Below are 24,388 nucleotides of genomic sequence, written 5' to 3'. Positions count from 1 at the left end.
GGCGGTGGCGGGCCGGCAGCCGGGCGGCCTACTCCCCCGTCGATCCGTCGATCAGCCCCCGCGCGACGTCGAGGTGGCCGGCGTGCCGCGCGTATTCCTGGAGCACGTGGAAGCAGATCCACAGCAGAGTCGGCGGGTCCTCGGCGAAGCGCCCGCCGACGGCGGCACGCTCGGCGAGCTCGTGCTCGGCCAGCACGGCCCGGGTGCGCTCACCCCCGGCGTGCAGCTCCTCGAGCAGCGCCGCCACGGTGACGCCGTCGGGCACCTGCCAGAGACCCTCGGGGTCGCCGCCCGAGTCGCCCCACGGATCGTCGACCTGCTCGCCGAGGAAGCCCCAGACGAACCAGCGGCGCTCCATGTGCACCAGGTGGATCAGCAGGTCGGCGGGCGTCCACCCGGACGGCAGCACGCTGGTGGTGAGCTGGGCGCCCGTGAGGCCGCCGAGCTTCCGCGCGACGGCGGCTCGGTAGTAGTCGAGATAGGCCACGAACTGGGCGGCCGGGTCGGTGGAGTCGAGGCGGGGTTCGACGTCGGAGAGCGGCATGCGGGCAGGGTACGGCGCGGCCGCCGGCAACCTTTCGCTTGCAGCGTGCTCGTCACCGACCCCGTCTTTGCAGCATGCCTGCGGTCGGCAGAGCACCGCCCTCCTCGGGCGTCCGGAGGTCAGGCCGACGCCCGAGCCCCGGTTCCCACGTCCTCCGGGCCCGTTTCGCCGCCGCGGAGGCGGCGGCCAGAGCGTTCCCGTCGGTGGGCGTTGATGACCGGGCCCTCTGCTGGAAGGTCCCGGGCCCAGACGTCTGCACCGTGGTGCAGCTCGGCCCAGGCGGCGAGGTTGGCCGCGGCGTTGAGGTCGCGGTCCAGGGACAGCCCGCACGTGCGGCAGTCGAAACGGCGCACGGCCACCCCACCCATGTCCTGCACGGACCGGCAGGCCGAGCAGGTCTGGGACGAGCGGTACCACCGGTCGGCCCGGACCAGCTCCCCACCGCGCCACGCCTGCTTGTAGGCGATCTGCCGGGTGAGCTGGTACCAGCCGACGTCGTGGGTCGACTCGGCCAGGGTGGGGTTGCGCGCGAGCATGCCCCGCACGTCGAGATGCTCGAGGACGAGCCGGTCGTGGGTCTTGACCAGCCGGTTCGAGATCAGGTGCGCGTGGTGACGGCGCCGACGCGCCGTCCAGGCGTAGTAGCGGGCGAGCCGGGCGACAGCCCGCCGACGACGGCGGGAGCCCTGCCGCTTGCGGGTCACGGCGCGATGCAGTGCCCGACGGCGGCGCGCGGTGGAGCGCAGCAGCCGCGGCCAGGCGTCGATGCGGTCCACCTCGGTGCCGTCGCTGCGGGCAGCGACCGCCAGGGAAGTCAGCCCGAGGTCGACGCCGACCCACCGCGCGTCCGCCTCCGCCGCGTCGACTCCCCGGCCCGGATGCCGCTGGGCCGGGTGCAGGTCCGCCGCCTCGACGTTGAGGGACACCCACCAACGACCCTGACCGCGCGAGACGGTGGCGAAGAGGATCCGCGCCCGGTCCTTCGCGAGCATGCGCCGCAGGCGACGCGTGTCCTCGCGGACCCGCAGCGTCCCGACTCCGGGCAGGAGGACCGACCGCGGCGTGGCCTCCCCGACCCGTATCGCGGGCTTGCCGCGCCGCGGGAACTGGTTGCGGATGCGGAAGGACTGCCGAGCGGTGGCCTTCTTCCGGAAGCCCGGGTGCCCGACCTTCCGGCCCGCACGCTCGCCCCGCCGGGAGGCCGACCATGCGGCCAGCCCGCGCCCCAGGTCGACGGCGGCCTCCTCGAAGACCTGCTGGTAGACCTCCCGTCGCCACACGAGGCCCAGGTCGGTGATCTGCGCGGCCCCGTCCGGGGCGACGGTGAAGACGCGCCCCGCCGCTTCGGACTTCTTCCACGCGTTGAACGTGGTGATGAGGTCGTAGCCGGTGCGGGGGACCGTGACGTCCTCGCCACTTTCCCGGGCTCGGCGGGCGTCGAAGACGAAGCGCAGGCACTGGTTGAACGCGAACCGCGACGCCCCGGCGTGCCGCTCGAGCACGCCCCGCTGCTCGACCGTCGGGTCGAGGCTGAAGCGGAAGGTCGTGTGCCGGGTCATCGCTGGTCAGCCTGCCAGGAGGCACCGACATTGAGTCGAACAGGTGTGCGCCCGGCGCGATTCGAACGCGCGACACCGCGCTTAGGAGGCGCGTGCTCTATCCCCTGAGCTACGGGCGCTCGCCGCCTCGATGACGACGCGCCGCCACAGCCGGAGCCCCGGCGACGCCCACAGCCTAGCGCCCGAGCCCGCCGGAGCAGGAATCAGCCCCACGCCGCCGGGTCGGCCACGACCTCGCGCAGCACCTCCCGCGCTCCCCCGGTCAGCGCCGCGTGCTCGCCGGCCACCGCGGCCCGCACCACGACCGGCGCGAACGGCGCCGCCAGCACCCGGTCGGCCAGCCCTGCCTCGACCTCGGGACGCAGCCACTCCTCCAGGTCCGTGTACACGCCGCCGAGCACGACAGTCGAGACGCCGGTGAGGTTCACGAAGTCGGCGAGCGCCGAGCCGAGCGCCTGCCCTGCCCGCACCACGGCAGCACGCGCCTGCCCGGCAGGAGCACCGCCGTCGGCCCTCAGCAGCGCGACCAGCGAATCCAGCGGCGCGTCGGCCGCCAGCCCGGCGGCCCGCAGAATCGCCTCCTTGCCGGCGTACTGCTCCAGGCAGCCGTGGGCGCCGCAGGTGCAGCGCGGCCCGGCGGGGTCGACGACGACGTGCCCGATCTCGCCGTTCCACCCCCGTTCGGCGAGGAAGAGCGCACCGTCGACGACGATCCCGCCACCGATGCCGACGTCGCCGGAGACGTAGAGGAACGATGGCGGCACATCGCCGGCGAGCTCGGCGAGCGCGGCGAGCTTGGCCTCGTTGGCGACGACGACGGGCAGCTCGCCGAGGCCGAGCGGCGGCACCGGGTCGAGAGAGGACCAGCCGAGGTTCGGGGCGACCTCGAGCTCGCCGGTGCGGGCGTCGACGAGGCCGGGCAGCGCGAGCCGGGCGCCCGCCACCTGCATCCCGTCGGCCCGGACGCCCGCGACGACGTCCGATGCGAGGGCCCCGAGACGGGCGAGCACGGCGGCGGGGTCGGAGTCGTGGAAGCTTCCGGTCTCGACCCGCTCGGCCACCACGTCCCCGGCGAGGTCGAGGACGCGCACGCCCAGGTAGTCGACATTGACCTCGAGGCCGACTCCGACGACGGTGCGCCGCGCCGGGACCAGCGGCACGGCGGGGCGTCCGGCACGCTGCGCGGGGACGGGAGCGAGCTCGGTGACGAGGCGTGCCGCGAGGAGCCGGTCGACGAGGGTGGACACCGTCGCACGGGTCAGCCCGGTGGCGGTGGCGACGTCGGCGCGGGACGGCGGGACGAGGTCGGGCGGCCCGGGGGCCGCCGCGGCGTCGTAGATGGCGCGGGCCACGAGTCGCAGGTTGCGTTCGCGCAGCGTGTGCTGGCGGGATGCACTCGCGTCGTCAGCGGCACCCGGGCTACGCGTCGTCGGCTCGGTCACGTCTTGACTCTAGCCCAGCGACGGGTAATAGTTCATTCATAGAACAAACGCCGTGGCCGTCGTCGCCCGGCGACCGACTCGACGAGGAGAAACCCGTGAGCGACATCAAGTACTCCTTCGGCCTGTGGACCGTCGGCTGGCCCGCGAACGACCCGTTCGGCGCCGCGACCCGCCCCGACCTGGACCCGGCCGACTCCGTCCGCAAGCTGGCGGACCTCGGCGCCTGGGGCTTCACGTACCACGACAACGACGTGTTCCCCTTCGGCGCCTCGGAGTCCGAGCGCCAGGCCGGCATCGACGCCGTGAAGAAGGCCGCCCAGGAGACCGGCATGGTCTGCGAGATGGTGACCACCAACACCTTCAGCCACCCGGTCTTCAAGGACGGGGCGTTCACGTCGAACAACCGGGACGTGCGCCGCTTCGGCCTGAAGAAGGTGCTGCGCAGCGTCGACAACGCCGCCGAGATGGGCGCCTCGACGTTCGTCATGTGGGGCGGCCGCGAGGGCACGGAGTACGACAACTCCAAGGACCTCCACGCCGCGCACGCCCGCTACGCCGAGGGCATCGACACCGTCGCCGCCTACATCAAGTCGAAGGGCTACGACCTGCGCATCGGGCTCGAGCCGAAGCCGAACGAACCCCGCGGTGACATCTTCCTGCCGACCATCGGTCACGCCATCGCCCTGATCGACACCCTCGACAACGGCGACATCGTCGGCCTCAACCCCGAGACCGGGCACGAGCAGATGGCCGGCCTCAACTACACGCACGGCCTGGCGCTGGCGCTGTACTGCGGCAAGCTGTTCCACATCGACCTCAACGGCCAGCACGGCCCGAAGTACGACCAGGACCTCGTGTTCGGCCACGGCGACCTGCTCAACGCGTTCTTCACCGTGGACCTGCTGGAGAACGGGTTCCCGAACGGCGGGCCGCGCTACGAGGGCCCGCGCCACTTCGACTACAAGCCCTCGCGCACCGAGTACCTCGACGGCGTGTGGGAGTCGGCGAAGGCGAACATGGAGACCTACGACATGCTCGCCGCCAAGGCCGCCGCGTACCGGCAGGACCCCGCGGTCCAGGCGGCGTTCGAGCACGCCGGGATCTTCGACCTCGGGCAGTCCACGCTGGCCGAGGGCGAGTCCTTCGACGCGTTCCTGGCCGACGAGTCCGTCGACGGGCTCGACGTCGACGACGCCGCCGAGCGCGACTACGGCCTGGTGAAGCTGCACCAGCTCGCGCTGCAGCACCTCATCGGCTGACCACCACCGTCCGTCCTCTCCACCCGGGGCCGACGGCTACGGATTGCTGCAGTAGGCGGCGCTGTCTGCAGCAATCCGTAGCCATCGGTCCTGGGGGGAGGACCTCGATTCCCTCGGAGCAACGATGCCCCTCGTGGCCGGCGTGGACACCTCCACGCAGTCCTGCAAGATCGTCGTCCGTGACGCCGACAGCGGCGCCCTCGTGCGCAGCGGCTCGGCGAAGCACCCCGACGGCACCGAGATCCATCCCGACCGCTGGTGGGACGCTTTCCGCGAGGCGGCACGGGACGCCGACGGCCTCGACGACGTCGCCGCGATCGCCGTCGGCGGTCAGCAGCACGGGCTGGTCGCCCTCGACGCCGAGGGTCGGGTGGTCCGCGAGGCCCTCCTCTGGAACGACACCCGCTCCGCCCCGGCCGCCGAAGACCTCGTTACCGAGCTCGGCGACGGGGACCGCGCCACGGGCGCCCAGCGCTGGGCCGACGCCACGGGTTCCGTCCTCGTGGCGTCCCTGACGATCACGAAGCTGCGCTGGCTGCGGGATGCCGAACCCGAGAACGCCGCCCGGGTCGCCGCCGTCGCCCTCCCCCACGACTGGCTGAGCTGGCGCATCGCCGGCTACGGGCCGGCCGACGACTCCCCGCTCGGGCCTGACTTCGGCGCCCTGTTCACCGACCGTTCCGACGCTTCGGGCACCGGCTACTACGACGCCGAGGCCCCCGGGGACGACGACGGCACCACCGGTGCGTACCGCCGCGATCTGCTGCGTCTCGCGTTCGATCGCGACGACGTCGCGCTCCCCCGCATCCTCGCCCCGTCCGCGTCCGGCGGGATCGCCCACCCGAGCGTGGCCGGCGCCGACGTCGACGGCGGCGCACTGCTCGGCCCGGGCACCGGCGACAACGCGGGCGCGGCGCTGGGCCTGGGGATGCAGCCCGGCGACATCGCGATCTCGCTGGGGACCTCCGGCGTCGTCTCCGCCGTGGCGCCGCGGCGCACCGCCGACGGGTCCGGGGCCATCAACGGGTTCGCCGACGCCACCGGCAACGCCCTGATGCTCGCCGTGACGCTCAACGCCGCCCGCGTGCTCGACGCCGCCCGCAGCGTGCTCGGCGCGGGGTTCGACGAGCTCTCCGACCTCGCCCTCGCCGCCCCCGCCGGCGCCGACGGCCTCGTCCTCGTGCCCTACCTCGAGGGCGAGCGCACCCCCAACCGGCCCGATGCCACCGGCACCCTGCACGGCATCCGGCTGGCGACCTCCACCCGCGAGCACCTGGCGCGTGCCTACGTCGAAGGGATGCTCTGCGGGCTCGCCGACGGCCTGGACGCGCTGCGCGCCCAGGACGTGCCGGTCGAGCGGGTCCTGCTCATCGGCGGCGCGGCGCAGTCGCCGGCCGTGCAGACGGTCGCGACGCAGGTCTTCGGGCTCCCGATCTCCATCCCGGAGCCTGGTGAGTATGTCGCCGACGGCGCCGCGCGCCAGGCGGCCTGGGTGCTCGCGGCGGCGGCGTCACGGGGTGCGCAGGCGCCGGCGTGGTCGGCAGCGGTGGCCACCACGCTCGAGGCCGACCCGCGGCCGGAGGTCCGTGAGCAGTACGCCGCGGTCCGGGACCTCGTCTGACCCACGATCCTGACCGACGACGCAGCGTTCCGTCGCCGCGCGGTCGCACGTGCGGCCGAGGTCGTACCTCCCGTCAGGCGGTCGTACCCCGCGGGTGCGACCCCGTGACGGACGGTACGACCGCGCGGCGGCGGTAGGTGCGGATCCGGTACCGCAGCCCGTCCGCGCCCGACGACGCGACCCAGCCGCCGTCGTCGGCCCCGGTATCCGCGGGTTCGGCCACGAGCTCCCAGGCGTCCGGGTCGACGTCGGGGGCGAAGGCGTCCCCCGCGACCTCCAGGTCGATCTCGGTGACCACGAGCCGGTCCGCGAGCGCCAGCGCGTCCCTGTACACCCGGGACCCACCCATCACCCAGACCTCGTCGCCGCCGGGTGCCGCGGCGGCCGCGGCGAGCGCCTCCTCGACCGACCCCGCCACCGTCAGGTCCGCGCGCCGCTCCACCACCGCGAGCGCCACGACATCCGCAGGAGCACCGCGGGTGACGACGACGTTCGTCCGACGGGGCAGCGGCCGCACCCGGTCCGGCAGGGACTGCCAGGTGAGCCGTCCCATGACGACGGGGTGCCCCGACGTCGTGCGCTGGAAGTGCGCGAAGTCCTCGGGCACGTGCCACGGGATGCCGCCGTCGGCCCCGATGACGGGCCGCCCGGCGGCGTCGCGTGCCTGGGCCCAGATGAGTCCGATCACGCTCAGACCGCGACCGGGGCCTTGATGCCCGGGTGGTGCTGGTACCCGAGGACCTCGATGTCCTCGAAGGTGTAGTCGAAGATCGACTCGCGCGGTGCGAGCCGCAGCTCGGGGTACGGGTAGGGCTCGCGGGCGAGCTGGGTCCGCACCTGCTCGACGTGGTTGTCGTAGATGTGGCAGTCGCCGCCGGTCCACACGAAGTCCCCGACCTCGAGCCCGGTCTGCGCCGCGACCATGTGGGTCAGCAGCGCGTAGGAGGCGATGTTGAACGGGACCCCGAGGAACAGGTCGGCCGAGCGCTGGTAGAGCTGGCAGCTCAGCCGGCCGTCGGCGACGTAGAACTGGAACATCACGTGGCACGGCGGCAGGGCCATGTCCTCGATCTCGGCCGGGTTCCACGCGGTGACGACGTGCCGGCGGGAGTCGGGGTTGGTGCGGATCTGCTCGACGACGGCCGCGATCTGGTCGAGGTGGCGTCCGTCCGGGGTGGGCCACGAGCGCCACTGGACGCCGTAGACGGGGCCGAGCTCGCCGTCGTCGTCGGCCCACTCGTCCCAGATGGTCACGCCGCGCTCCTGCAGCCAGCGCACGTTCGAGTCGCCGCGCAGGAACCACAGCAGCTCGTAGGCGATCGACCTCAGGTGCACCCGCTTGGTGGTGATCAGCGGGAACCCGGCGGACAGGTCGTAGCGGAGCTGGCGCCCGAACACGCTGCGGGTGCCGGTCCCGGTGCGGTCACCCTTGGGGGTGCCGGTCGCGAGGACGTCACGCAGCAGGTCCTCGTACGGGGTGGGGATGCTCGACGCCGGGGCTCCGCTCATGTGCGAGAGTCTACGGACGCATCGCTCACGGAGGGGGACGGGATGCCGCGTCGCACGCTGCCCGGCCGGGGACTCACCACGGGCGGACTGGCCGGGCTGGTCTCGGTCCTGGTCGTGCTGCTGGTCATGGCCCGGATCGGCCGCCGGCTGGACGAGCCCGGGGTGTGGCTGATGATCGGCGTGGCCGCAGCCGTGGCGGTCCTCGGCGTGCTGGCCTGGTTCGGTTTCGTCGCGGCACGGGTGCGCGGCCAGGTGCGCCACGTGGCCCGTCACCGCCCGGGAGCGCCGCTGGTGGTGGGACGCCCGACGACGGCACTGACGGCCGAGGCGCGGTCCCTGCGTGCGGGGACGCGCGGCCTGCCGCCCGACTGCCCCGACCGGGAGCACGTCGTCTACGCGTTCCTGCCCGACCGGGTCGAGCTGTGGGTCCGCGGCGACGACGCCCCGCGCTGGTGGGTGACGCTGCCGGCCCCGGTCGCCGCCGGCACCGTGCGGCCCGGCCGCCGGGAGCTGACCGCGCTGACCGTCCGCGACCCGGCGGCACGGCTGCAGCTCGTCCCGACGTCGCACGAGGAACGCGCCTGGCCGACGGCGGCGCACCGGGAGGCCGCCGTCGCGCGGACCCAGCAGCTGCTCGCGCGCTGACATCGGCACCCCGCGAGAAGGTGCGAGGATCGACCCATGACCGATCAGACTGTTGAGGACGCCCCGGCCGCCGTCACCCCGTCGCCGACCGACCCGCTGTGGGTCGAGCGCACCGGCACCCGCACCTACCGCGGGTTCAGCGCACGCGGCGCGACCGTGGAGATCGGCCCGTCGTCCGAGGGAGCCGTCTTCACCCCCGGCGAGCTGCTGAAGATCGCCCTGGCCGCCTGCGCGGGCATGTCCAGCGACACGAAGTTCTCCCGCGTGCTCGGCGACGACTACGAGACCACCATCCGGGTCGAGAACGGAAAGGACATGGAGGACGACCGCTACCCGGTGCTGAGCGAGATCTTCGAGATCGACCTGTCCGGCCTCGACGAGAAGACGCGCGCCAAGACGCTGCTGCTCGCCCAGCGCTCCATCGACCGGGCCTGCACCGTGGGCCGCACGCTCAAGGCCGGCGCCGAGGTGCCGCCCGCCGAGTTCCTCCCGCCCCAGGACTGAGCCGAGGAACCATGCACTCGCACCGCGTCGAGGTCTCCCGCGTCGTCCCCGTGCCGGCGAACGTCGCGTTCGCCTGGGTCGCCGACCCGCGCACCCACCCCCGGTTCATCCCGCTGACGCACCTCTCCCCCGAACCGACGGCCCCGCTGGGCCCTGGGGACACGTTCACGATGGTGAGCGGTCCGGGGATCAGGCGCGGCCTGCCGGGGTTCCCGGACCGCATGACCATCACCGCCGAGCAGCGGCCGTCCACGCGGGCCGGGACCATCGGACGCAGCGCGGTGCGCAAGGAGGGTCCGTACCTGCGGGGTGTGGCCGGGTTCGACGTCGTCCCCGTGGACCTGGACCGCACCCGGATCGTCTGGTGGGAGGAGGCCTACCTGGCGGGACCCTGGCCGCGCCGCGCCAACGAGGTGCTGGTGGGACTGTTCCTGCGCGGCATGATGCACGCGTCGCTCTTCCGTCTGAGTCGCCTTCTGCAGCGACGTCGGTAAAGTCGCGGAGATGACCACGCCGCACGACGCACAGCCCCCGCAGGAGCTGGAGTCCTGGACCCGGTACCGGCCGACGCCGGTGCTGGACGCGCTGCTGACCAAGGCCGTCACCATCCCCTCGGCAGCGATCCACCGGCACGTCGACTCCGTGCGCCGCCGCAACCCCCAGGCGGACCCTGCCGAAGTCATCCGGATCCTGGAGAAGGAGTACCTGACGCTCGTCGCGACGGCGGGCGGCGCGGTCGGCGCGGTGGCGGCGGCCCCCGCGGTCGGCACGAGCGCGGCTGCCGTGCTGACGACGAGCGACATCGCGACGTTCTTCGCGTCGTCGGCCGTCTTCTCCCTGGGTGTCGCCAGCGTGCACGGCATCGCGATCGAGGACGTCGCCCGCCGCCGCGCCCTGCTGCTGGCCACCGTGCTCGGCGAGGCCGGCGCCCGTGACGTCGAGAAGGCCGCGGCCGGGTCCCAGATGGCCTGGGGCAAGGTGCTCCTGACCTCGATGCCGCAGTCCACCCTGAAGCGGGTCAACCGCGTGCTCACCCACCGGTTCCTGCGCCGCCAGCTCGCCAAGCAGGGCACGCTGGCCCTGGGCCGGATGATCCCGTTCGGCGTCGGTGCCGTCGTCGGCTTCGCCGGCGGCCGTGCCCTGGGGCACGGCGTCGTCGCGCAGTCACGCAGTGCGTTCGGCGTCCCGCCCGGCCGGTTCCCCCCGGTGATCGAGCAGCCCCCGGCCGACCTGATCGAGGGTCCCCAGGCACCGACACGTGGACGTCGCCGCAGTTTTCGGCGCCGGAATGTGGCCGTTCCCGACGACGACCGCGGCACCACCGGCGCGTAGGCTCGGAGGCGTGAGTACCTCACCAGCCGACCAAGCCGCCGTCGACCCCGCGCTCGCCGCACGCCTGCCGGAGCTGCGCGAGCAGTACGCAGCCCTCCAGGCCCGGGACCTGTCCCTGGACCTGACGCGGGGCAAGCCGTCCGCCGAACAGCTCGACCTGTCCGAGCCGCTGCTGGCGCTGCCCGGCGAGGGACGACACACCTCCGCCGCCGGCACCGACGTGCGCAACTACGGTGGCCTCGACGGGCTGCCGGAGCTGCGCGAGATCTTCGCCGAGCTGCTCGGCGTGCCCGTCGACCAGCTGCTCGCCCAGGACAACGCGTCGCTGCGCCTCATGTACGACTCCGTCGTGCAGGCGATGCTGTTCGGCGTCCCGGGCGGCGAGGGTCCGTGGTCGCAGCAGGGCGAGATCACGTTCGTGTGCCCGGTGCCCGGCTACGACCGCCACTTCGCGATCTGCGAGGAGCTCGGCATCCGCATGGTGACGGTGCCGATGACGCCGGAGGGCCCGGACGTCGACGCCGTCGCCGAGCTCGTCGCGCACGACCCGTCCGTCAAGGGCATGTGGGCGGTGCCGACGTACGCCAACCCGGACGGGTCGGTGATCACCGAGGACGTCGCCCGCCGCCTGGTGTCGATGCCGACCGCCGCGCCCGACTTCCGCATCTTCTGGGACAACGCCTACGCGGTGCACCACCTGACCGAGCACGAGACGCCGACGGCGGACGCGGTCGGCCTGGCCGTCGAGGCCGGCAACCCGGACCGCGTGCTGATGTTCGCCTCGACCTCCAAGGTCACGTTCGCCGGGGCCGGGGTGTCGTTCTTCGCGTCGTCGCCGGCCAACGTGGCCTGGTTCAAGCAGCACCTGGCGTTCCGCTCGATCGGCCCGGACAAGGTCAACCAGCTCCGCCACGCGGCGTTCTTCGGGGACGCCGACGGCGTGCGGGCGCACATGGCGAAGCACCGAGAGATCCTCGCGCCGAAGTTCCGTGCCGTCGTCGAGATCCTCGCCGACCGTCTCGGGGACACGGGCGTGGCGACCTGGACGGAGCCGGCCGGCGGCTACTTCGTCTCCGTGGACGTCGTGCCGGGCACGGCGTCGCGGGTGGTGCAGCTCGCGCAGGAGGCCGGGATCAAGCTGACCCCGGCCGGCGCGACGTTCCCGTACGGCGAGGACCCGCGGAACGCGAACATCCGTCTCGCCCCGTCGATGCCGCCGCTGGAGGAGGTCCGCGTCGCCATGGACGGCGTCGCGACCTGCATGCTGCTGGCCGCCGCGGAGGCAGCCTCCGCCTGATCCGCACCCTCGCTGTGGGCATGAAATCTGCGGTTCGTCGTCGCCGACGACCGCAGATTTCGTGCCCACAAGCGTGTGCAGGGTCGTGAGGCGTCCGTCACAGCACGGAACCTCCCCGGCTCCTCACCGCGGGCGGCACAGCCGCCGACCTAGGCTGCGGGTGAACGCCCGCGGCCGACGCCGGAACCGCAGCAACGCACGGCAGGTCAGCCGACGGGTGGCGCGGGCTCCGCCGTCCCTTCGCACCCAGGAGGCGCCCGTGACCGCGACCAGCCCTCCCCCGACCGACGAGCGCCCGGCCCGCACCGAGGGCCCGGAGAAGCCGTCCGAGTCCACGGCCACGAAGCTCTCGATCACCCAGATCGTGGCCAGCGCGCTCGCCGCCGTCAGCACCACCGTGATGCTCTCCTTCTTCGGCATCGCCGGCACGATCATCGGTGCCGGCGTCGCCAGCGTGCTGACGGTGGTCGCCAACTTCCTCTACACGCGATCCATCGAGCGCACGCACGCCCAGCTCAAGCCGGTCATGGGCCAGATGGCGCGGACCCGGCCGGGGACGCGCGCCGTCAGCGCCGTGTCCACCGCGGCCGGGACCGTCGTCACCGGGCCCGCCGACGACGGCACCCCTCCGGACGGCACCGGGCCGACCGCCGGCACCGGGCCGAACGCCATGGCGCTGCCCGCCGAGGGGACCGACACGGCCGGCCCGCACGACGCCGCCCGACCGGCCGACGAGGCACCCGCCGCGGGCACGCCTCGCAACGCGTGGCTCCGGCTGATCGACCGTCACGGCACGGTCCGGGTCCTCGCCGCCTCGGCCGGGGTCCTGTTCGTCGTCGTCATGGGGGTCGTGCTCGTCACCGAGCTCGTCCTCGGCAAGCCCCTGTCGGCCGCCGTCCAGGGGGTCGAGGGGTCCGGGACGAGCCTGAGCCGCACGGTGGACCGGGACGCCGCCGAGACCATCGGCTCGGGCAACAGGATCACGGACGACGAGGAGTCCGGACCGGCCTCCGGCACGGAGGACTCCGGCCCGGAGGACGGCACGACGACGGACGGTTCCACGGACGGCTCGGCCACGGAGACCGAGGACGGCTCGACCGCCACGCCGACGCCGAGCCCCGGAACGACCGAGCCGGTCGAGCCGACCGACCCGGCCGAACCCACCGACCCTGTCGATCCGACAGATCCGGTCGAGCCGACCGACCCGGCCGAACCCACCGACCCCGCGTCGCCCGGCGACGGCGGGGCCTCGTCCGGGACCGAGCCCGGAACCGACGTCGGGTCGAGCACGGACGGCTCCGGAGCGGACGGCACCGCGGGCTGACCGACCACGATCGGGGGCAGACCGACGGCGACCGGGTGGGCCGACGGTCCACCCGGCCCGGACGACGAACGACCCGGGGTGTCCAGAAGAACTGGACACCCCGGGCCGTTCGTGCACGTCACGCGGGTGGTGCGCCGCGCGGAGCTCAGCCGCCGAGGACGGCCTTGAGGAACTCCTTGGTCCGGTCGTGCGTCGGGTTGGTGAACATCGTCTCGGGGTCGGCCTCCTCGACGATCTGCCCCTTGTCGAACATCAGCACGCGGTCCGACACCTCGCGGGCGAACTGCATCTCGTGCGTCACCAGCAGCATCGTGATGTCCGTGGTCTCCGCGATCTCGCGGAGCACGTCGAGGACGTCGGCCACGATCTCCGGGTCGAGCGCCGAGGTGACCTCGTCGAGCAGCAGGATCTCCGGGTCCATCGCCAGCGCGCGGGCGATCGCCACGCGCTGCTGCTGACCGCCCGACAGCTCGTTGGTGTTGAAGTCCCGCTTCTCGGACATGCCGACCTTCTCGAGCAGCCGTTCGGCGTCGGCGACGGCCTCGGCCTTGGACTTGCCGAGCACGTGGATCGGCGACTCGATGATGTTCCCGAGGACCGTCATGTTCGGGAACAGGTTGAACTGCTGGAAGACCATCCCGACCCGGTTGCGCACCACGCGGCGACGCTTCTCCGGCACGGCGACCCACTTGTCACCCTTGTACTCGTGGGTGTACGGGTCACCGTCGATGAGGATCAGGCCGCCGCTGAGCTCCTCGAGGGTCATCAGCAGGCGCAGGATCGTCGTCTTGCCCGACCCTGACGGGCCGATCAGCGTGATGCGCTGACCCTGCGGGACCGAGAAGTTCAGCCCGTCGAGCACGACGTTGTCGCCGAAACGCTTCACGACGTCCCGGAACTCGATGGCGGGCACGTCGCCCGAGGTGTTGGTCATGGTCTGGCTCTCTGCGGAGTTGGTCGGGTCAGGCAAGGCGGATCTCCATCCTGCGCACCAGCAGCGAGGTCGGGTAGCTCACCGCGAGGAAGAGCAGACCGACCATCGTCAGCGCCTCGATGTACGAGAACGTGTTGGCACCGTAGTCCTGCCCCGCCTTGTACATCTCGTTGACGGAGATGGCGAAGAGGAACGGCGTCTCCTTGAACATGGAGATCGCGTAGTTGCCCAGACCGGGCAGGGTGTTGCGGATCGCCTGCGGCAGGATGACGGCACGCCAGGTGCGCCCCTTGGCCATGTTCAGGGCCGTGGCGGCTTCCCACTGACCCTTCGGCACGGCCTCGATGCCGGCGCGGTACACCTCGGACATGTACGTCGCGTAGTGCACGCCGAGCACGACGAAGCCGACCACGTAGCCGGGCACCCAGGTGAGCAGCAGGTAGACGAACACGAGCTGCACGAGCAGAGGCGTCATGCGGATGAAGTCCACGAGGAACTTCAACGGCGCCGTCACCCACCGGCTCGGCGTGCGCATCGCCAGCGCGATGAAGAGACCCAGGATCGACGCGATGAGCATGCCGAGCACGGTGATCTGGATCGTGACCGAGAGCCCTTCGAGGAGGAGGGGGAGAACCTCCCAGGCGCGGTCCCAGTCCCAGATGCTGTCGTTCATCGGGCACCCCCCGTCGGCTCAGGGACCTTCGGGGTGTACAGGCCCCGGGGCTTGAGCCCGAGCGTCTCGCGGAGGCTCGGTCGGGTACCCCGGCCGAGCCGACGCTTGGCACGCTCCTCCAGGATGTTCATCCCCCAGGTCAGCAGGTACGCGATGATGAAGTAGACGAGCAGACCGGCGGTGTAGCTGAAGAACGTGTCGGCCGTGGCGCGGCGCAGCTCGACGGTCCAGAAGTTCACGTCCTGGAGCGTGATGTAGTACGCCAGCGCCGAGCCCTTGACCAGCTGGATCAGCAGGTTCGCCAGCATCGGGATCATGAGGGCCCACGCCTGCGGGAAGATGACGCGGCGCACCTTGTGGAACCACGTCATGTTCAGCGCGGTGGCGGCTTCCCACTGGCCCGGCGGGACGGACGCGATCGAGCCGCGCACGACCTCGGAGGCGTAGGCGCCGTAGTTGAGGCCGAGGGCCACGACGGCCACGGCGAGCGCCTCCATCTTGAAGCCGAACACCGGCAGCACGTAGAAGAGCCAGAAGAGCTGGACCACCAGCGACGTGCCGCGGAAGAACTCGACGACGACGCGGGACGGCCCGCGCACCCAGAGGGACCGGGTGCGCGAGCCGAACCCGAGCAGCACGGCGATGACGATGGCGAGGAGAGCCCCGCCCAGTGTCATCTGCAACGTGACAAGAACTGCGTCTCCGAGAAGTGGGAGCCTCTCGACGAGTTCCTGGATGTCATCGCTCATGCGTTCAGTAGTCCATGCCCAGCTCGTCGGCGAGGTCCGACAGGTCCTGCTCCGGGTCGCAGAGCTGCTCGGCGGTCAGGCCGGACGGCGGGAACTCCGTCTCGCTGAAGCCGAAGGGCTCCATGACCTCGAGCCAGGCGGCCTCGTCCTCCAGGTAGGTGGAGAGGCCGTCGTTGTACGCGGCGAGGAGTTCGGTGTCGTCCTGGCGGAAGACCTCCGCACCGGCACCGATCTGCGGCTCACCGTTGATCGTCGCGACGAACGCCTCGGTGGCCTCGACCGGCTGGTCGGTCTCCTCGGCGAGGGCACGCAGGGAGATGCCGGTCAGCGCGTAGGCGTCGGCACGACCGGACACGACGGCGTCCAGGCCGGCCTGGCGGTCCGGGACCTCCATGGCGTCGACGTCGGTCTCGCTGGCGTAGCCGGCCTCGATGGCACCCGACGTCACCGCGAGCTTGAGGCCGCTGCCCTCGACGGACTGCCAGTCGGTCAGTCCCTCCGGGTTGCCCTCGGGCACGAGGAAGGCCGTGGTGTACATGATCGTCGGCTCCGCGAACGCCACCTGCTCGCAGCGCTCGGGAAGGATCGACATGCCGGCGCTGACGGCGTCGAAACGGTCGGCGTTGACGCCCGGGATGAGGGCGCCCCACTCGACCTGGGTGCCGGTGACCTCGTCGATGCCGAGCTCGCCGTAGATGGCACGGCCCAGCTCGATGGTGGCACCGGTGAGCTCGCCGTCCTCCTCGTAGCTGTAGGGCACCTCGCCGAAGAACCCGACGTTGATGGAGCCGGCCTCCTGCAGGTCGGCGAGCGTGGACATCGACTCGCCGTCGCCGCTGTCACCGCCGCTGTCGCCGCTGTCCGAGCCGTCGTCGACGCTCGAGCACGCAGCGAGGGCGGTCAGAGCGAGAGCAGAGCCGGCCGCGGCCAGGGCCCGGCGGCGATGCGTGGTCCTGATGGACTGCACGGGAGTCTCCTTCCGTCGCCCCGGACGCGTGACGCTGCGGGGCTGGATGTGTGGACAATTCGTTACGGTAGCCGCGTTCTGAACGATCCGACAATGGGCGTGTCGTTGCGTCTGATTGTCCTACAATCGCAGAATCGGCGTGATCACGCCGCTCGGCACGGCGGAAGTCACCCGGCGATACCTGCTGGCAACATCCACGGCCCCGGATCGTTGTCGTGTCGTGACCTCGGAAGGAGCTCCATGCCCCCGTCACACCGTCCCGCACCCGGTGCCGCACCGACCCTCTCGCGCGTCACCCGGCCGTCCACGGTCGACCTCATCACCGTCGAGCTGCGCAACGCGATCTACACCGGCGCGCTGCGGGTGGGGTCGCCGATCCGGGAGATCGAGGTGGCCCGGCAGCTCGGTGTCAGCCGGGGCCCGTTCCGCGAGGCGGCGCAACGGCTGGTGTCGGAGGGTCTCGTCGTCGCCACACCGGGGCGCGGCCTGTCGGTGCGGCAGATCGGCCGCGACCAGGTCCGCCAGCTCTACGCGGCGCGCGCGACGGTGGAGACCTCGGCGGCCCGGATCGCCGTCGACCAGGCCACCGACCAGCAGATCGCCGCCGTCCGCACGGCGCACGAGGAGCTGGCCCGCGCCGACGCGACCCACGACGCGCTGCGCGTCGGCGCCGCAGACCTCAACCTGCACTGGCAGCTGGTGGCGGCGAGCGGCAACGCCTGGCTGATGGGGTGGATGAGCACCCTCATCGTCGAGGTACGCATCGCCAGCTTCACCGTCAGCGAGGTGTACGTCGTGCGCAAGGACGCGGCCGAGGCGCACGCGCCGCTCGTGGAGCGGCTCGAGGCCCGTGACGCCGACGGGCTGGAGGCGGCGATCCGGGCGAACCTGGACGACGCCGTGATGCGACTCCTCGCCCCGGAGTCCGTCGGCGCGGAGACCCTCGAGGACCCCAGCCCGCTGCCGCCCCCGCACCTGGACCCCCTGCACCTGTGACCGGTCGGGCCGGCGGCACCTAGCCCGCGGCGTGCGCCCGCCGCTGCCGCTCGAACGCGTCCGCCGGCCACGACGTCATCCCGCCGACGACGACGGCGCTCGGCAGACCCGCCGCGTCGCGCAGCACCTGGATCGGCTCGCCCACGGGGCCGAACCCGGCGTGCGGCTCCGGCCGCAGCACGTCGCCGTCGACCGTGAGCCGCTCGGCACCGTCCAACGGGTCCGCACGTCGCGGGTCGATCGCCCACACCCGGTCGCCCAGCCGGGCCAGGTCGGTCATCCCCCACAGGTTCGCGAACCGGCCGGTCCACCGGTCCAACGGGTGCGCGGCGGCGGCGTCGTCCGGAGCGTCGTCCCCGGCATCCGGGTTCTTCCCGTGCTCGGGGTCCGTCGCGTCCAGCGCCGCACCGACCAGCCCGAGCATCCCCAGCGCGAGCACGTCGGCCGGGCCGTCGATCGCGTTCGTCAGCACCGCGACGGCGATCCGCTCCTCCGGGTCGAACCAGGTCCGCGTGATCTGCCCCGGGAAGCCACCCGAGTGCCCGACCAGCCGCCGTCCGTCCACCACGCGGCTCTCGAAGCCCAGGCCGTAGCCGCGCCGGGCGCTGTGCGGACGGTCGATCACCGACTCGTCCCGCTGCAGCAGCCGGCGGGTCTCGGGGCGGACCAGCGTCGCCCCGCCCGCGTGCGCGTCGGCCCAGCGCACCAGGTCGCGTGCCGTGGAGCAGAAGCCGGTGGCCGCGGCCAGCGCTCCCGTCGTCACCGCAGCGACCGGCAGCCTGCCGTCCGCGAACGTCGTGGCCAGGCCCGGGGCGGCGAGAGCGCGGGCGCTGTGGCCGACGACGGCGCGGCGGGCGACGTCGTCGTCCAGCTCGGGCGAGGTGTCGGCCAGGCCCAGGGGCTCGAGCAGGTCCGCCCGGACGTGGTCCGCGTACGACGCGCCGGTGACCTCCTCGATCACCATGCCGAGCAGGCCGTAGGCGAGGTTCGAGTACTTGAAGTGCTCGCCGCGGCCGTACACCTGGCCGTGGTTCAGGACCTCGTCGAGCAGGGTCGCGCGGTCCGGGAACGGGGTCGCGAGCTGCCAGTAGTCGGCGTCGCGACCGTCGCGCAGCATCCCGCCGGTGTGCCCGAGGGCCTCGCGGACCGTCACCTGCCCGACGTCGGTACCGCCGAGCTCGGCGACGTGCCGGGACAGCGGGTCGTCCATCCGCAACCGGCCGGCGTCGACGAGCCGGGCGACCGCAGTGGCGGTGAACGTCTTCGAGTGCGAGGCGACCCGGAAGACGTGGTCGGTCCGCAGCGGTGTGCCGGAGGTGAGGTCGGTGACGCCCCACGCACCGTCGAGCACGAGGTCGCCGTCGACGCTCACCGCGTACTGCACGCCCGGCAGCCGGGCCAGTCCCGCCTGCGTGGCGACCCAGTCGGCCAGGTAGGCGACGTTCAGGCGGTCGGCGGTCGCGCCGACGCGCGCCCGGGGCGAGGTGCGGGAGATCATGGCGAAACCCTAGCGACCCCGGGATCCGGTGTCGGCCGGCGATGAATCCTCTGTCGGTCCCTCGTCCTACGTTCTAGATTGACGTCAGGACCATCGAGGAGACCCCATGACCGCATCGCCTCAGCTCGCCGTCGAGGCCGCCGGACTCGTCCGGCACTTCACCTCCGGCAAGAAGACCACCAAGGCGGTCGACGGGGTCGACCTGTCCATCCCGACCGGCAGCGTGTACGGCCTGCTCGGACCCAACGGGGCGGGCAAGACGACGGTCGTCCGCATGCTCGCCACCCTGCTGCGGCCGGACGCCGGCACCGCGAAGGTCCTCGGGCACGACGTCGTCGCCGAGGCCGACGCGGTCCGGGCCGCGGTCGGGCTGACCGGCCAGTACGCGTCCGTGGACGAGGACCTCACCGGCACCGAGAACCTGCTGATGCTGGCCAGGCTGTACGGGTTCCGGGGCCCGGCCGCGCGACGCCGGGTCGACGACCTGCTCGCCGCCTTCGGCCTGACCGACGCCGGAGGGCGCCAGGTCAAGACCTACTCCGGAGGCATGCGGCGCCGGATCGACCTCGCGGCGTCGCTCGTGCTGTCACCCCGCGTGCTGTTCCTCGACGAGCCCACGACGGGCCTGGACCCGCGGTCGCGCAACCAGGTGTGGGACATCGTGCGGGTGCTCGTGGAGGACGGCGCCACGGTTCTGCTCACCACCCAGTACCTCGAGGAGGCCGACCAGCTCGCGGACCGCATCGGGGTCATCGACCACGGCCGGCTCATCGCCGAGGGCACGTCCAGCGAGCTCAAGCACTCCGTGGGCCAGGGGGCGGTCGCCCTGCGCCTGGCCGACGCCTCCCGGCGCGCCGAGGCGGCCGGGATCGTGCACCGGGTGCTCGGCACGGAGCCGACGCTGCCCACCGACCCCTACGCCCTCACGGCCCGGGTGCCCGACGACGGCACCCACCACGTCGCGCAGGTCCTGCCGGCGCTCGGGGAGGCCGGGATCGAGGTGCCGGAGTTCTCCCTCGGGCAGCCCAGCCTGGACGAGGTGTTCCTGACGCTCACCGGCCGGCCCCTGCCGGAGGACGACCAGGGTTCCGACGAACCCGCGATGGAGCAGGAGATGTCCCGATGACCGCGACCGAGCTGAGCACCACGACGCTGCGGGAGGCCGTCGCGCTGGAGGAGCGACCGGCGCGGCCCTCCGCGGTCTCGACCTCCCTGACCTTCGGGTGGCGTGCCCTGCTGAAGATCAAGCACGTGCCGGAACAGCTCTTCGACGTGCTCGTCTCCCCGGTGATCTTCACGCTGATGTTCACGTACCTGTTCGGCGGGGCGCTGGCCGGGTCCACGGACGCCTACATCCAGTTCCTGCTGCCGGGGATCCTGGTGCAGACGATCATCATCGTCACGGTGTACACCGGCTACACCCTGAACACCGACATCACCAAGGGAGTCTTCGACCGGTTCCGGTCCCTGCCGATCTGGCGGCCCGCCCCGATCGTCGGGGCGCTGCTCGGGGACCAGGTGCGGTACACGATCGCGTCGATCATGTGCATCGGGCTCGGGCTGCTCATCGGGTTCCGGCCGGCCGGCGGCGTCCTGGGCGTGGTCGCGGGCGTCGCGCTGCTGCTCGTCTTCGCGTTCGCGCTGAGCTGGATCTTCACCATCCTGGGCCTGCTGCTGCGCACCCCGAACGCCGTGATGGGCGTGTCGATGATGGTGCTGATGCCGCTGACGTTCGCCTCGAACATCTTCGTCGACCCCTCGACGATGCCGTCGGGCCTGCAGGCGTTCGTGGACGTCAACCCGGTGTCCCACCTGGTGACGGCGATCCGTGGCCTCATGGCCGGCGTCCCCGTGACCGGCGACATCGTGACGGTGCTCGTCTCGGCCGTGGTGATGACGGCGATCTTCGCGCCGATCACCATGTACCTGTACCGGAACCGCCGCTGACCCCTGCCAGTTGTGGGCATGGAATCTGCAGCCGACACGCCCGGTCGACCGGCAGATCTCATACCCACAACGGGGTGGCGGGTGGCGCGGAGGGCACGTACGGGACGGCCACGGTCCGGGGCGCTCGGGGCGGCAGCGGCGGCACCGGCCCGGCGAGCAGAGCACGCACGCGGTCGACGGCGGACCCCGCCCCTGCCGTGAGCGCCTCGACGAAGTCGTCACCGACCACCACGACGACCGTGTACCCGAGCCGCTCCGTCCACCGCCGTCGCCTCACGTCGTCGCGCCACTGCGCGCGGTCGCTGCGGTGCTGGTCGCCGTCGTACTCGACGATCACGCGGTGGTCCGGATACAGCAGGTCGCAGCGTTTGACGTAGGTCCCGTCGGCCAGCCGGAGGGTGGCGTTGACCAGCGGTTCCGGCAGGCCGGCGTCGGTGAGCCGCAGGCGGGTCCGCGTCTCCATCACCGAGTCGGTGCCGGGTCGGACCCGCGGGACCTGGGCGCGGACCTGGGCGATCCCCTTGACCTTCCGCGTCCGTCCGGCGACGTCGGCCAGTTGCGCGGGCAGCACGAGCTCGCGCCGGTGCCGCATCATCGCGTCACCGAGCACGACGACGTCGTCCGGCACCCGGAGGCCTGCCGCGACATGCACGAACGTCTGCGCCGGCGTGGTGACCGGGAGCCCTCGGACCACCATGGTGTCCAGGAACTCCTGCCGTGACCGGTGGGCGACCACGTCCTGACGCTGCGGCCGGTCCGCCTCGCGCGAGGTGACGACGTGCGGCGGCGCGTCGTCGCCCGCCTCGTGCCGCAGGGTCCACGGCACGTCGACCCCGAGCAGCCGCAGCGCCGTGACGTGGCTGAAGACGACACCGTCGTCCAGCACGGCCATCAGTGCCCGGCACCGTCCCTCCAGGTCGGAGACGGACGCGGCAGGGGCGCGGACGCCGTGGAACGGCGCGTCGAGGTCGACCCGGCGCAGCGCGGCGGGGTCCGCCCCCTGAGCGAGCGCGTCGGCGACGCGGAACGGTTCACGGGTGGGTCCCTCCGCCGTGGTTCGCAGCACGCCACGACCGTGGCAGAGCCATGCCCCGCCGCGGGCCCGTCATCCACAACCCCGCGTTGTGGGCGTGGAATCTGCAGGCGCGGACCCGTGTCGGGCTGCCGATTTCATGCCCACAACAGGCGGTCAGGCGGCCGAGTCGGCCTGCAGCTCCTCGTCGCACCGGCGGGTGACCACGAGCACCGGGCACTTGGAGTGGTGCAGCACGGCCTGGCTCGTCGACCCGAGCAGCAGCCCGCGGAACCCGCCCCGCCCCCGCGAACCGACCACGACGAGGTCCGCCGCGCCCGAGAACTCCGTCAGGAGCTCGGCACCGGACCCGTCCAGGACGTGGCGCTTGATCGTCAGCCCCGGGTGCTCGGCCGCGACCCGGTCGACGATGACGTCCAGACCTGCCTTGACGTCGTCGAGGATCTGCTCGTGGTCGATCTGGGACGGCAGCCACGCCAGCACGCCGGCCCCGCTGCCCAGCGGGACCCCGGCCACGGCGACGAGCTCGGCGTCCCAGGTCTCGGCCTGCTCGACGGCGTGCCGCAACGCGATCTCCGCGGTCGGCGACCCGTCGACCCCGACGACGATCCGCCGCACGTCGTGGATCCGGTCGCCGTCGCGCCGCTCCGGGTCGTCGGTCTCGGCGACCTCCTGCCGGTAGGGCACGACCACCGTCGGGCAGTGCGCGTGGGCCGGCAGCGCCGAGGACACCGTCCCCAGCAGACGCTCCGTGAATCCGCCGCGCCCGCGCGTCCCCACGACGGCCAGGCACGCCTCCGCGGACATCTCGACGAGCACCCCGGCGGCGTCCCCGGTGGCGACCGTCCCCGTGACCGGGACGCCGATCCCCTCGACCCTTGCCGTGGCCTCGGACAGCACCGCCTTGGCCCCCTCGGCGATCGCGGTGTCGTCGAGGGCCGCGTAGCCGCCGTCCAGGGAGGCGGCCGTGAAGGACGGCAACGAGTAGCTGCACACGACGTGCAGGCTCCACCCGACACGTGCCGCGTACGCCGCGGCCCAGTCCAGGGCGTGCATGCTCGCGTCGGAACCGTCGACCCCCACCAGGACGACCTCAGGACGTGTCATCTCGCGCCTCCCGTCTGCGTCCGGACCTCGCCGTCCGGCATCCGCCTGGTTCAAGCCTAACGAAAGCGCCCCGCAAGACGCAGCAAAGGCCGCCCGGCGACACCGCGTGGCGCGCTCGGGGGCCGGGCCGTGCCCGGACGCACGACGCCCCGGCACTCACGAGGAGTGCCGGGGCGTCGGGGCGGACGGTCGAGGCGTCGGTCAGCCGGTGACCCGCAGGAAGGTCGGGCTGGACTGCCAGAGGCTGGACTGGCGGACGGTCCAGCCGCCGGGGCGCGTGGCCTCGATCTGCTGGCCGTTGCCGATGTAGATCGAGATGTGCCCCGGGGACCAGATGAGGTCGCCCGGCTGCGCCGACGACTGCGAGATCTGCGTCGTGTTGGACGCGCTGAGGATCGCGCTCGAGGAGTGCGGCAGCGAGACGCCGACCTGCGCGTACACGTAGGTCACCAGGCCCGAGCAGTCGAACCCGGACGGCGAGGCGCCGCCGACGACGTACGGCGTGCCGAGGTAGCGGGCCGCGATGGACACGACCTGCGAACCCCGCGAGCTGTCGGCCGTCGGCGTCGAGGAGCTGGAGCTGGAGCTCTCGGTCGAGCTCGACGAGGACGAGGACGACGACGAGGACGAGCTCGACGTCGACGTGGGCTCCCGCTCGGCGGAGCGCGAGGTGGTCGTCTCGCGCACGGGCTCCGGCTCGGGCTCGGGCTCGGGGGCCGCCTTGATGTCCGCCTTCTCGGCGATCTTCGGCGTCACGCGCTCGACCTGGACCTTGGCACCGGAGTCGACGGTGACCACGGGCGCGGACTCCAGGGCCTCGCGGGCCTGGTCGGTCAGCGAACCGAGGTCCACGGTGCTCAGCTTCTTGGCCGCGTCCGAGTCCACGGGCGCGGCGTGCGCGGCGGTGGCGCCACCGATCGTGGAGACCAGCAGACCGCCGGCGGTGGCCATCACGGCAGCACGACGGCTCGCGGCTGCAGATGGTGCGGTGATGGGGCGGCGGGCGGCCAGGTGCCGACCGCGCGTCGTGGTGCGTGCGTTCACGTCTTCCCTCTCCTGTCCGCCTACGAAGTCAGCTGTCGGGTTCGGGTGGGAGAAATCACCCGGCCCCACGGTTCGGACGAACCGTGGGACTTCACCCCGAGGACACCGTGTCCGGTGCCCGAGAGTGGGTCCCCCGCCCCTGCCTAGGGTCTCGGTTCCCGACCGGCGGCAGGGCTCGGCGTCCGGTCGAGGTCCGGCAGACTGCTCCACCGGACGCGAGAACGGTATCTGATACACGCCCCGATGTCACGTTTCGATCACGATCTGCGGCGATACACGTCCGAGGGGCCCGCAGAGGGCACTGCGCCCCCCGCTGAGTCCCTCGAGGGGTGTCCGGCGTCCGGGACCCCCGGGAGCACCTCGCGGCACGACAGAGGGCCCTGCCGCGCTCTGCGCGCGACAGG

General features: G+C 72.6%; 24 protein-coding genes, 1 tRNA gene and 1 riboswitch. Of the genes, 11 read left to right on the top strand and 14 right to left on the bottom strand.

Features of this window, described 5'->3' with window-relative positions:
• Window positions 1–28: 28 nt before the first annotated feature.
• The 4 genes from Q6347_RS13095 to Q6347_RS13080 all read right to left on the bottom strand — a co-directional run bounded on the left by Q6347_RS13095 (window position 29) and on the right by Q6347_RS13080 (window position 3,545).
• Window positions 29–544 (bottom strand): DinB family protein, encoded by a 516-nt coding sequence (locus tag Q6347_RS13095; RefSeq protein WP_304607580.1) that lies wholly within the window; start codon window positions 542–544, stop codon window positions 29–31.
• A gap of 119 nt (window positions 545–663) precedes the next feature.
• Window positions 664–2,103 carry a transposase gene (locus tag Q6347_RS13090; protein ID WP_304607579.1) on the bottom strand — a complete coding sequence of 480 codons (1,440 nt, stop codon included), beginning with the start codon at window positions 2,101–2,103 and terminating at the stop codon, window positions 664–666.
• A 46-nt stretch (window positions 2,104–2,149) separates the two neighbouring features.
• Window positions 2,150–2,222: transfer RNA gene (locus tag Q6347_RS13085), tRNA-Arg, on the bottom strand.
• 84 nt (window positions 2,223–2,306) lie between these two features.
• Window positions 2,307–3,545, bottom strand: a complete 1,239-nt coding sequence (locus Q6347_RS13080) for an ROK family protein (RefSeq protein WP_304607578.1) — start codon at window positions 3,543–3,545, stop codon at window positions 2,307–2,309.
• A 95-nt stretch (window positions 3,546–3,640) separates the two neighbouring features.
• Between Q6347_RS13080 and xylA the strand changes: the two genes are divergently transcribed.
• Window positions 3,641–4,804, top strand: a complete 1,164-nt coding sequence (xylA, locus tag Q6347_RS13075; RefSeq protein WP_304607577.1) for a xylose isomerase — start codon at window positions 3,641–3,643, stop codon at window positions 4,802–4,804.
• A 124-nt stretch (window positions 4,805–4,928) separates the two neighbouring features.
• The gene (locus Q6347_RS13070; protein ID WP_304607576.1) at window positions 4,929–6,425 is read left to right on the top strand and encodes a xylulokinase; all 1,497 of its coding nucleotides are present in this window, start codon (window positions 4,929–4,931) and stop codon (window positions 6,423–6,425) included.
• A 73-nt stretch (window positions 6,426–6,498) separates the two neighbouring features.
• Here Q6347_RS13070 and Q6347_RS13065 read toward each other — a convergent pair whose 3' ends face one another.
• Together Q6347_RS13065 and Q6347_RS13060 are read right to left on the bottom strand one after the other, a co-directional pair.
• Window positions 6,499–7,113 (bottom strand): dihydrofolate reductase, encoded by a 615-nt coding sequence (locus tag Q6347_RS13065; protein ID WP_304607575.1) that lies wholly within the window; start codon window positions 7,111–7,113, stop codon window positions 6,499–6,501.
• Window positions 7,114–7,115: 2 nt separating this feature from the next.
• Window positions 7,116–7,934: a thymidylate synthase gene (locus Q6347_RS13060; protein WP_304607574.1), complete on the bottom strand. Its 819-nt coding sequence runs from the start codon at window positions 7,932–7,934 to the stop codon at window positions 7,116–7,118.
• A gap of 42 nt (window positions 7,935–7,976) precedes the next feature.
• Here Q6347_RS13060 and Q6347_RS13055 point away from each other — a divergent pair, with 42 nt between their 5' ends.
• From Q6347_RS13055 to Q6347_RS13030, 6 genes are all read left to right on the top strand, one after another.
• Window positions 7,977–8,579, top strand: a complete 603-nt coding sequence (locus Q6347_RS13055) for a hypothetical protein (protein ID WP_304607573.1) — start codon at window positions 7,977–7,979, stop codon at window positions 8,577–8,579.
• Window positions 8,580–8,615: 36 nt separating this feature from the next.
• Window positions 8,616–9,083, top strand: a complete 468-nt coding sequence (locus Q6347_RS13050) for an OsmC family protein (RefSeq protein ID WP_171247100.1) — start codon at window positions 8,616–8,618, stop codon at window positions 9,081–9,083.
• Window positions 9,084–9,094: 11 nt separating this feature from the next.
• On the top strand, window positions 9,095–9,577 hold the full coding sequence (locus Q6347_RS13045; RefSeq protein ID WP_304607572.1) for an SRPBCC family protein: 483 nt from the start codon (window positions 9,095–9,097) through the stop codon (window positions 9,575–9,577).
• A gap of 10 nt (window positions 9,578–9,587) precedes the next feature.
• Entirely contained in the window at window positions 9,588–10,415 is an 828-nt protein-coding gene (locus Q6347_RS13040; RefSeq protein WP_304603197.1) for a hypothetical protein, read from the top strand.
• A 10-nt stretch (window positions 10,416–10,425) separates the two neighbouring features.
• A complete protein-coding gene (locus tag Q6347_RS13035) occupies window positions 10,426–11,712 on the top strand; it encodes an aminotransferase class I/II-fold pyridoxal phosphate-dependent enzyme (protein ID WP_304607571.1) in 1,287 nt (428 codons plus the stop codon).
• Window positions 11,713–11,971: 259 nt separating this feature from the next.
• On the top strand, window positions 11,972–13,036 hold the full coding sequence (locus Q6347_RS13030; protein ID WP_304607570.1) for a hypothetical protein: 1,065 nt from the start codon (window positions 11,972–11,974) through the stop codon (window positions 13,034–13,036).
• Between the two features lie 145 nt (window positions 13,037–13,181).
• On the opposite strand, the gene Q6347_RS13025 is transcribed toward Q6347_RS13030, so the two are convergent.
• Genes Q6347_RS13025 through ehuB form a run of 4 tightly spaced genes read right to left on the bottom strand, consistent with a single transcriptional unit; the run spans window position 13,182 to window position 16,359 of the window.
• On the bottom strand, window positions 13,182–13,970 hold the full coding sequence (locus Q6347_RS13025) for an amino acid ABC transporter ATP-binding protein (protein WP_171247096.1): 789 nt from the start codon (window positions 13,968–13,970) through the stop codon (window positions 13,182–13,184).
• 28 nt (window positions 13,971–13,998) lie between these two features.
• Window positions 13,999–14,643, bottom strand: a complete 645-nt coding sequence (gene ehuD, locus Q6347_RS13020; protein ID WP_171247095.1) for an ectoine/hydroxyectoine ABC transporter permease subunit EhuD — start codon at window positions 14,641–14,643, stop codon at window positions 13,999–14,001.
• Complete coding sequence (gene ehuC / locus Q6347_RS13015) at window positions 14,640–15,392, bottom strand: ectoine/hydroxyectoine ABC transporter permease subunit EhuC (protein WP_304603194.1); 753 nt, start codon at window positions 15,390–15,392, stop codon at window positions 14,640–14,642. The genes ehuD and ehuC overlap by 4 nt, the downstream gene beginning before the upstream one ends.
• Before the next feature lie 4 nt (window positions 15,393–15,396).
• Window positions 15,397–16,359 (bottom strand): ectoine/hydroxyectoine ABC transporter substrate-binding protein EhuB, encoded by a 963-nt coding sequence (ehuB, locus tag Q6347_RS13010; RefSeq protein WP_304603193.1) that lies wholly within the window; start codon window positions 16,357–16,359, stop codon window positions 15,397–15,399.
• Between the two features lie 240 nt (window positions 16,360–16,599).
• Between ehuB and Q6347_RS13005 the strand changes: the two genes are divergently transcribed.
• Entirely contained in the window at window positions 16,600–17,355 is a 756-nt protein-coding gene (locus tag Q6347_RS13005; RefSeq protein ID WP_304603191.1) for a GntR family transcriptional regulator, read from the top strand.
• Window positions 17,356–17,374: 19 nt separating this feature from the next.
• Here Q6347_RS13005 and Q6347_RS13000 read toward each other — a convergent pair whose 3' ends face one another.
• Complete coding sequence (locus tag Q6347_RS13000; protein ID WP_304607569.1) at window positions 17,375–18,853, bottom strand: serine hydrolase; 1,479 nt, start codon at window positions 18,851–18,853, stop codon at window positions 17,375–17,377.
• 106 nt (window positions 18,854–18,959) lie between these two features.
• Between Q6347_RS13000 and Q6347_RS12995 the strand changes: the two genes are divergently transcribed.
• Both Q6347_RS12995 and Q6347_RS12990 read left to right on the top strand, forming a co-directional pair.
• Window positions 18,960–19,979 (top strand): ATP-binding cassette domain-containing protein, encoded by a 1,020-nt coding sequence (locus Q6347_RS12995; protein WP_304603189.1) that lies wholly within the window; start codon window positions 18,960–18,962, stop codon window positions 19,977–19,979.
• Window positions 19,976–20,800 carry an ABC transporter permease gene (locus Q6347_RS12990; protein ID WP_171247090.1) on the top strand — a complete coding sequence of 275 codons (825 nt, stop codon included), beginning with the start codon at window positions 19,976–19,978 and terminating at the stop codon, window positions 20,798–20,800. The genes Q6347_RS12995 and Q6347_RS12990 overlap by 4 nt, the downstream gene beginning before the upstream one ends.
• A 58-nt stretch (window positions 20,801–20,858) precedes the next feature.
• Here Q6347_RS12990 and Q6347_RS12985 read toward each other — a convergent pair whose 3' ends face one another.
• From Q6347_RS12985 to Q6347_RS12975, 3 genes are all read right to left on the bottom strand, one after another.
• Window positions 20,859–21,866, bottom strand: coding sequence for a DUF559 domain-containing protein (locus tag Q6347_RS12985; protein WP_304607568.1), 1,008 nt, complete (start codon window positions 21,864–21,866; stop codon window positions 20,859–20,861).
• 123 nt (window positions 21,867–21,989) lie between these two features.
• Entirely contained in the window at window positions 21,990–22,940 is a 951-nt protein-coding gene (locus Q6347_RS12980; RefSeq protein WP_304603187.1) for a universal stress protein, read from the bottom strand.
• A gap of 201 nt (window positions 22,941–23,141) precedes the next feature.
• On the bottom strand, window positions 23,142–23,984 hold the full coding sequence (locus Q6347_RS12975; protein ID WP_304603186.1) for a C40 family peptidase: 843 nt from the start codon (window positions 23,982–23,984) through the stop codon (window positions 23,142–23,144).
• 2 nt (window positions 23,985–23,986) lie between these two features.
• A riboswitch (cyclic di-AMP (ydaO/yuaA leader) is annotated at window positions 23,987–24,151 on the bottom strand.
• Between the last annotated feature and the right edge of the window lie 237 nt (window positions 24,152–24,388).

The organism is Isoptericola sp. b408 (assembly GCF_030588085.1).
Taxonomy (GTDB): Bacteria; Actinomycetota; Actinomycetes; order Actinomycetales; family Cellulomonadaceae; genus Isoptericola; species Isoptericola sediminis.
The sequence above is the reverse complement of the archived record's forward strand: the minus strand, read 5'-3'. Positions and strand labels throughout refer to the sequence as shown.

Excerpts from the sequence above, each read along its gene's own strand:
- Q6347_RS13095 (WP_304607580.1), bottom strand. The coding sequence starts at position 544 with ATGCCGCTCTCCGACGTCGAACCCCGCCTCGACTCCACCGACCCGGCC.
- Q6347_RS13090 (WP_304607579.1), bottom strand. The coding sequence starts at position 2,103 with ATGACCCGGCACACGACCTTCCGCTTCAGCCTCGACCCGACGGTCGAG.
- Q6347_RS13070 (WP_304607576.1), top strand. The coding sequence starts at position 4,929 with ATGCCCCTCGTGGCCGGCGTGGACACCTCCACGCAGTCCTGCAAGATC.
- Q6347_RS13060 (WP_304607574.1), bottom strand. The coding sequence starts at position 7,934 with ATGAGCGGAGCCCCGGCGTCGAGCATCCCCACCCCGTACGAGGACCTG.
- Q6347_RS13055 (WP_304607573.1), top strand. The coding sequence starts at position 7,977 with ATGCCGCGTCGCACGCTGCCCGGCCGGGGACTCACCACGGGCGGACTG.
- Q6347_RS13050 (WP_171247100.1), top strand. The coding sequence starts at position 8,616 with ATGACCGATCAGACTGTTGAGGACGCCCCGGCCGCCGTCACCCCGTCG.
- Q6347_RS13045 (WP_304607572.1), top strand. The coding sequence starts at position 9,095 with ATGCACTCGCACCGCGTCGAGGTCTCCCGCGTCGTCCCCGTGCCGGCG.
- Q6347_RS13040 (WP_304603197.1), top strand. The coding sequence starts at position 9,588 with ATGACCACGCCGCACGACGCACAGCCCCCGCAGGAGCTGGAGTCCTGG.
- Q6347_RS13025 (WP_171247096.1), bottom strand. The coding sequence starts at position 13,970 with ATGACCAACACCTCGGGCGACGTGCCCGCCATCGAGTTCCGGGACGTC.
- ehuD (WP_171247095.1), bottom strand. The coding sequence starts at position 14,643 with ATGAACGACAGCATCTGGGACTGGGACCGCGCCTGGGAGGTTCTCCCC.
- ehuC (WP_304603194.1), bottom strand. The coding sequence starts at position 15,392 with ATGAGCGATGACATCCAGGAACTCGTCGAGAGGCTCCCACTTCTCGGA.
- Q6347_RS13005 (WP_304603191.1), top strand. The coding sequence starts at position 16,600 with ATGCCCCCGTCACACCGTCCCGCACCCGGTGCCGCACCGACCCTCTCG.
- Q6347_RS13000 (WP_304607569.1), bottom strand. The coding sequence starts at position 18,853 with ATGATCTCCCGCACCTCGCCCCGGGCGCGCGTCGGCGCGACCGCCGAC.
- Q6347_RS12995 (WP_304603189.1), top strand. The coding sequence starts at position 18,960 with ATGACCGCATCGCCTCAGCTCGCCGTCGAGGCCGCCGGACTCGTCCGG.
- Q6347_RS12990 (WP_171247090.1), top strand. The coding sequence starts at position 19,976 with ATGACCGCGACCGAGCTGAGCACCACGACGCTGCGGGAGGCCGTCGCG.
- Q6347_RS12980 (WP_304603187.1), bottom strand. The coding sequence starts at position 22,940 with ATGACACGTCCTGAGGTCGTCCTGGTGGGGGTCGACGGTTCCGACGCG.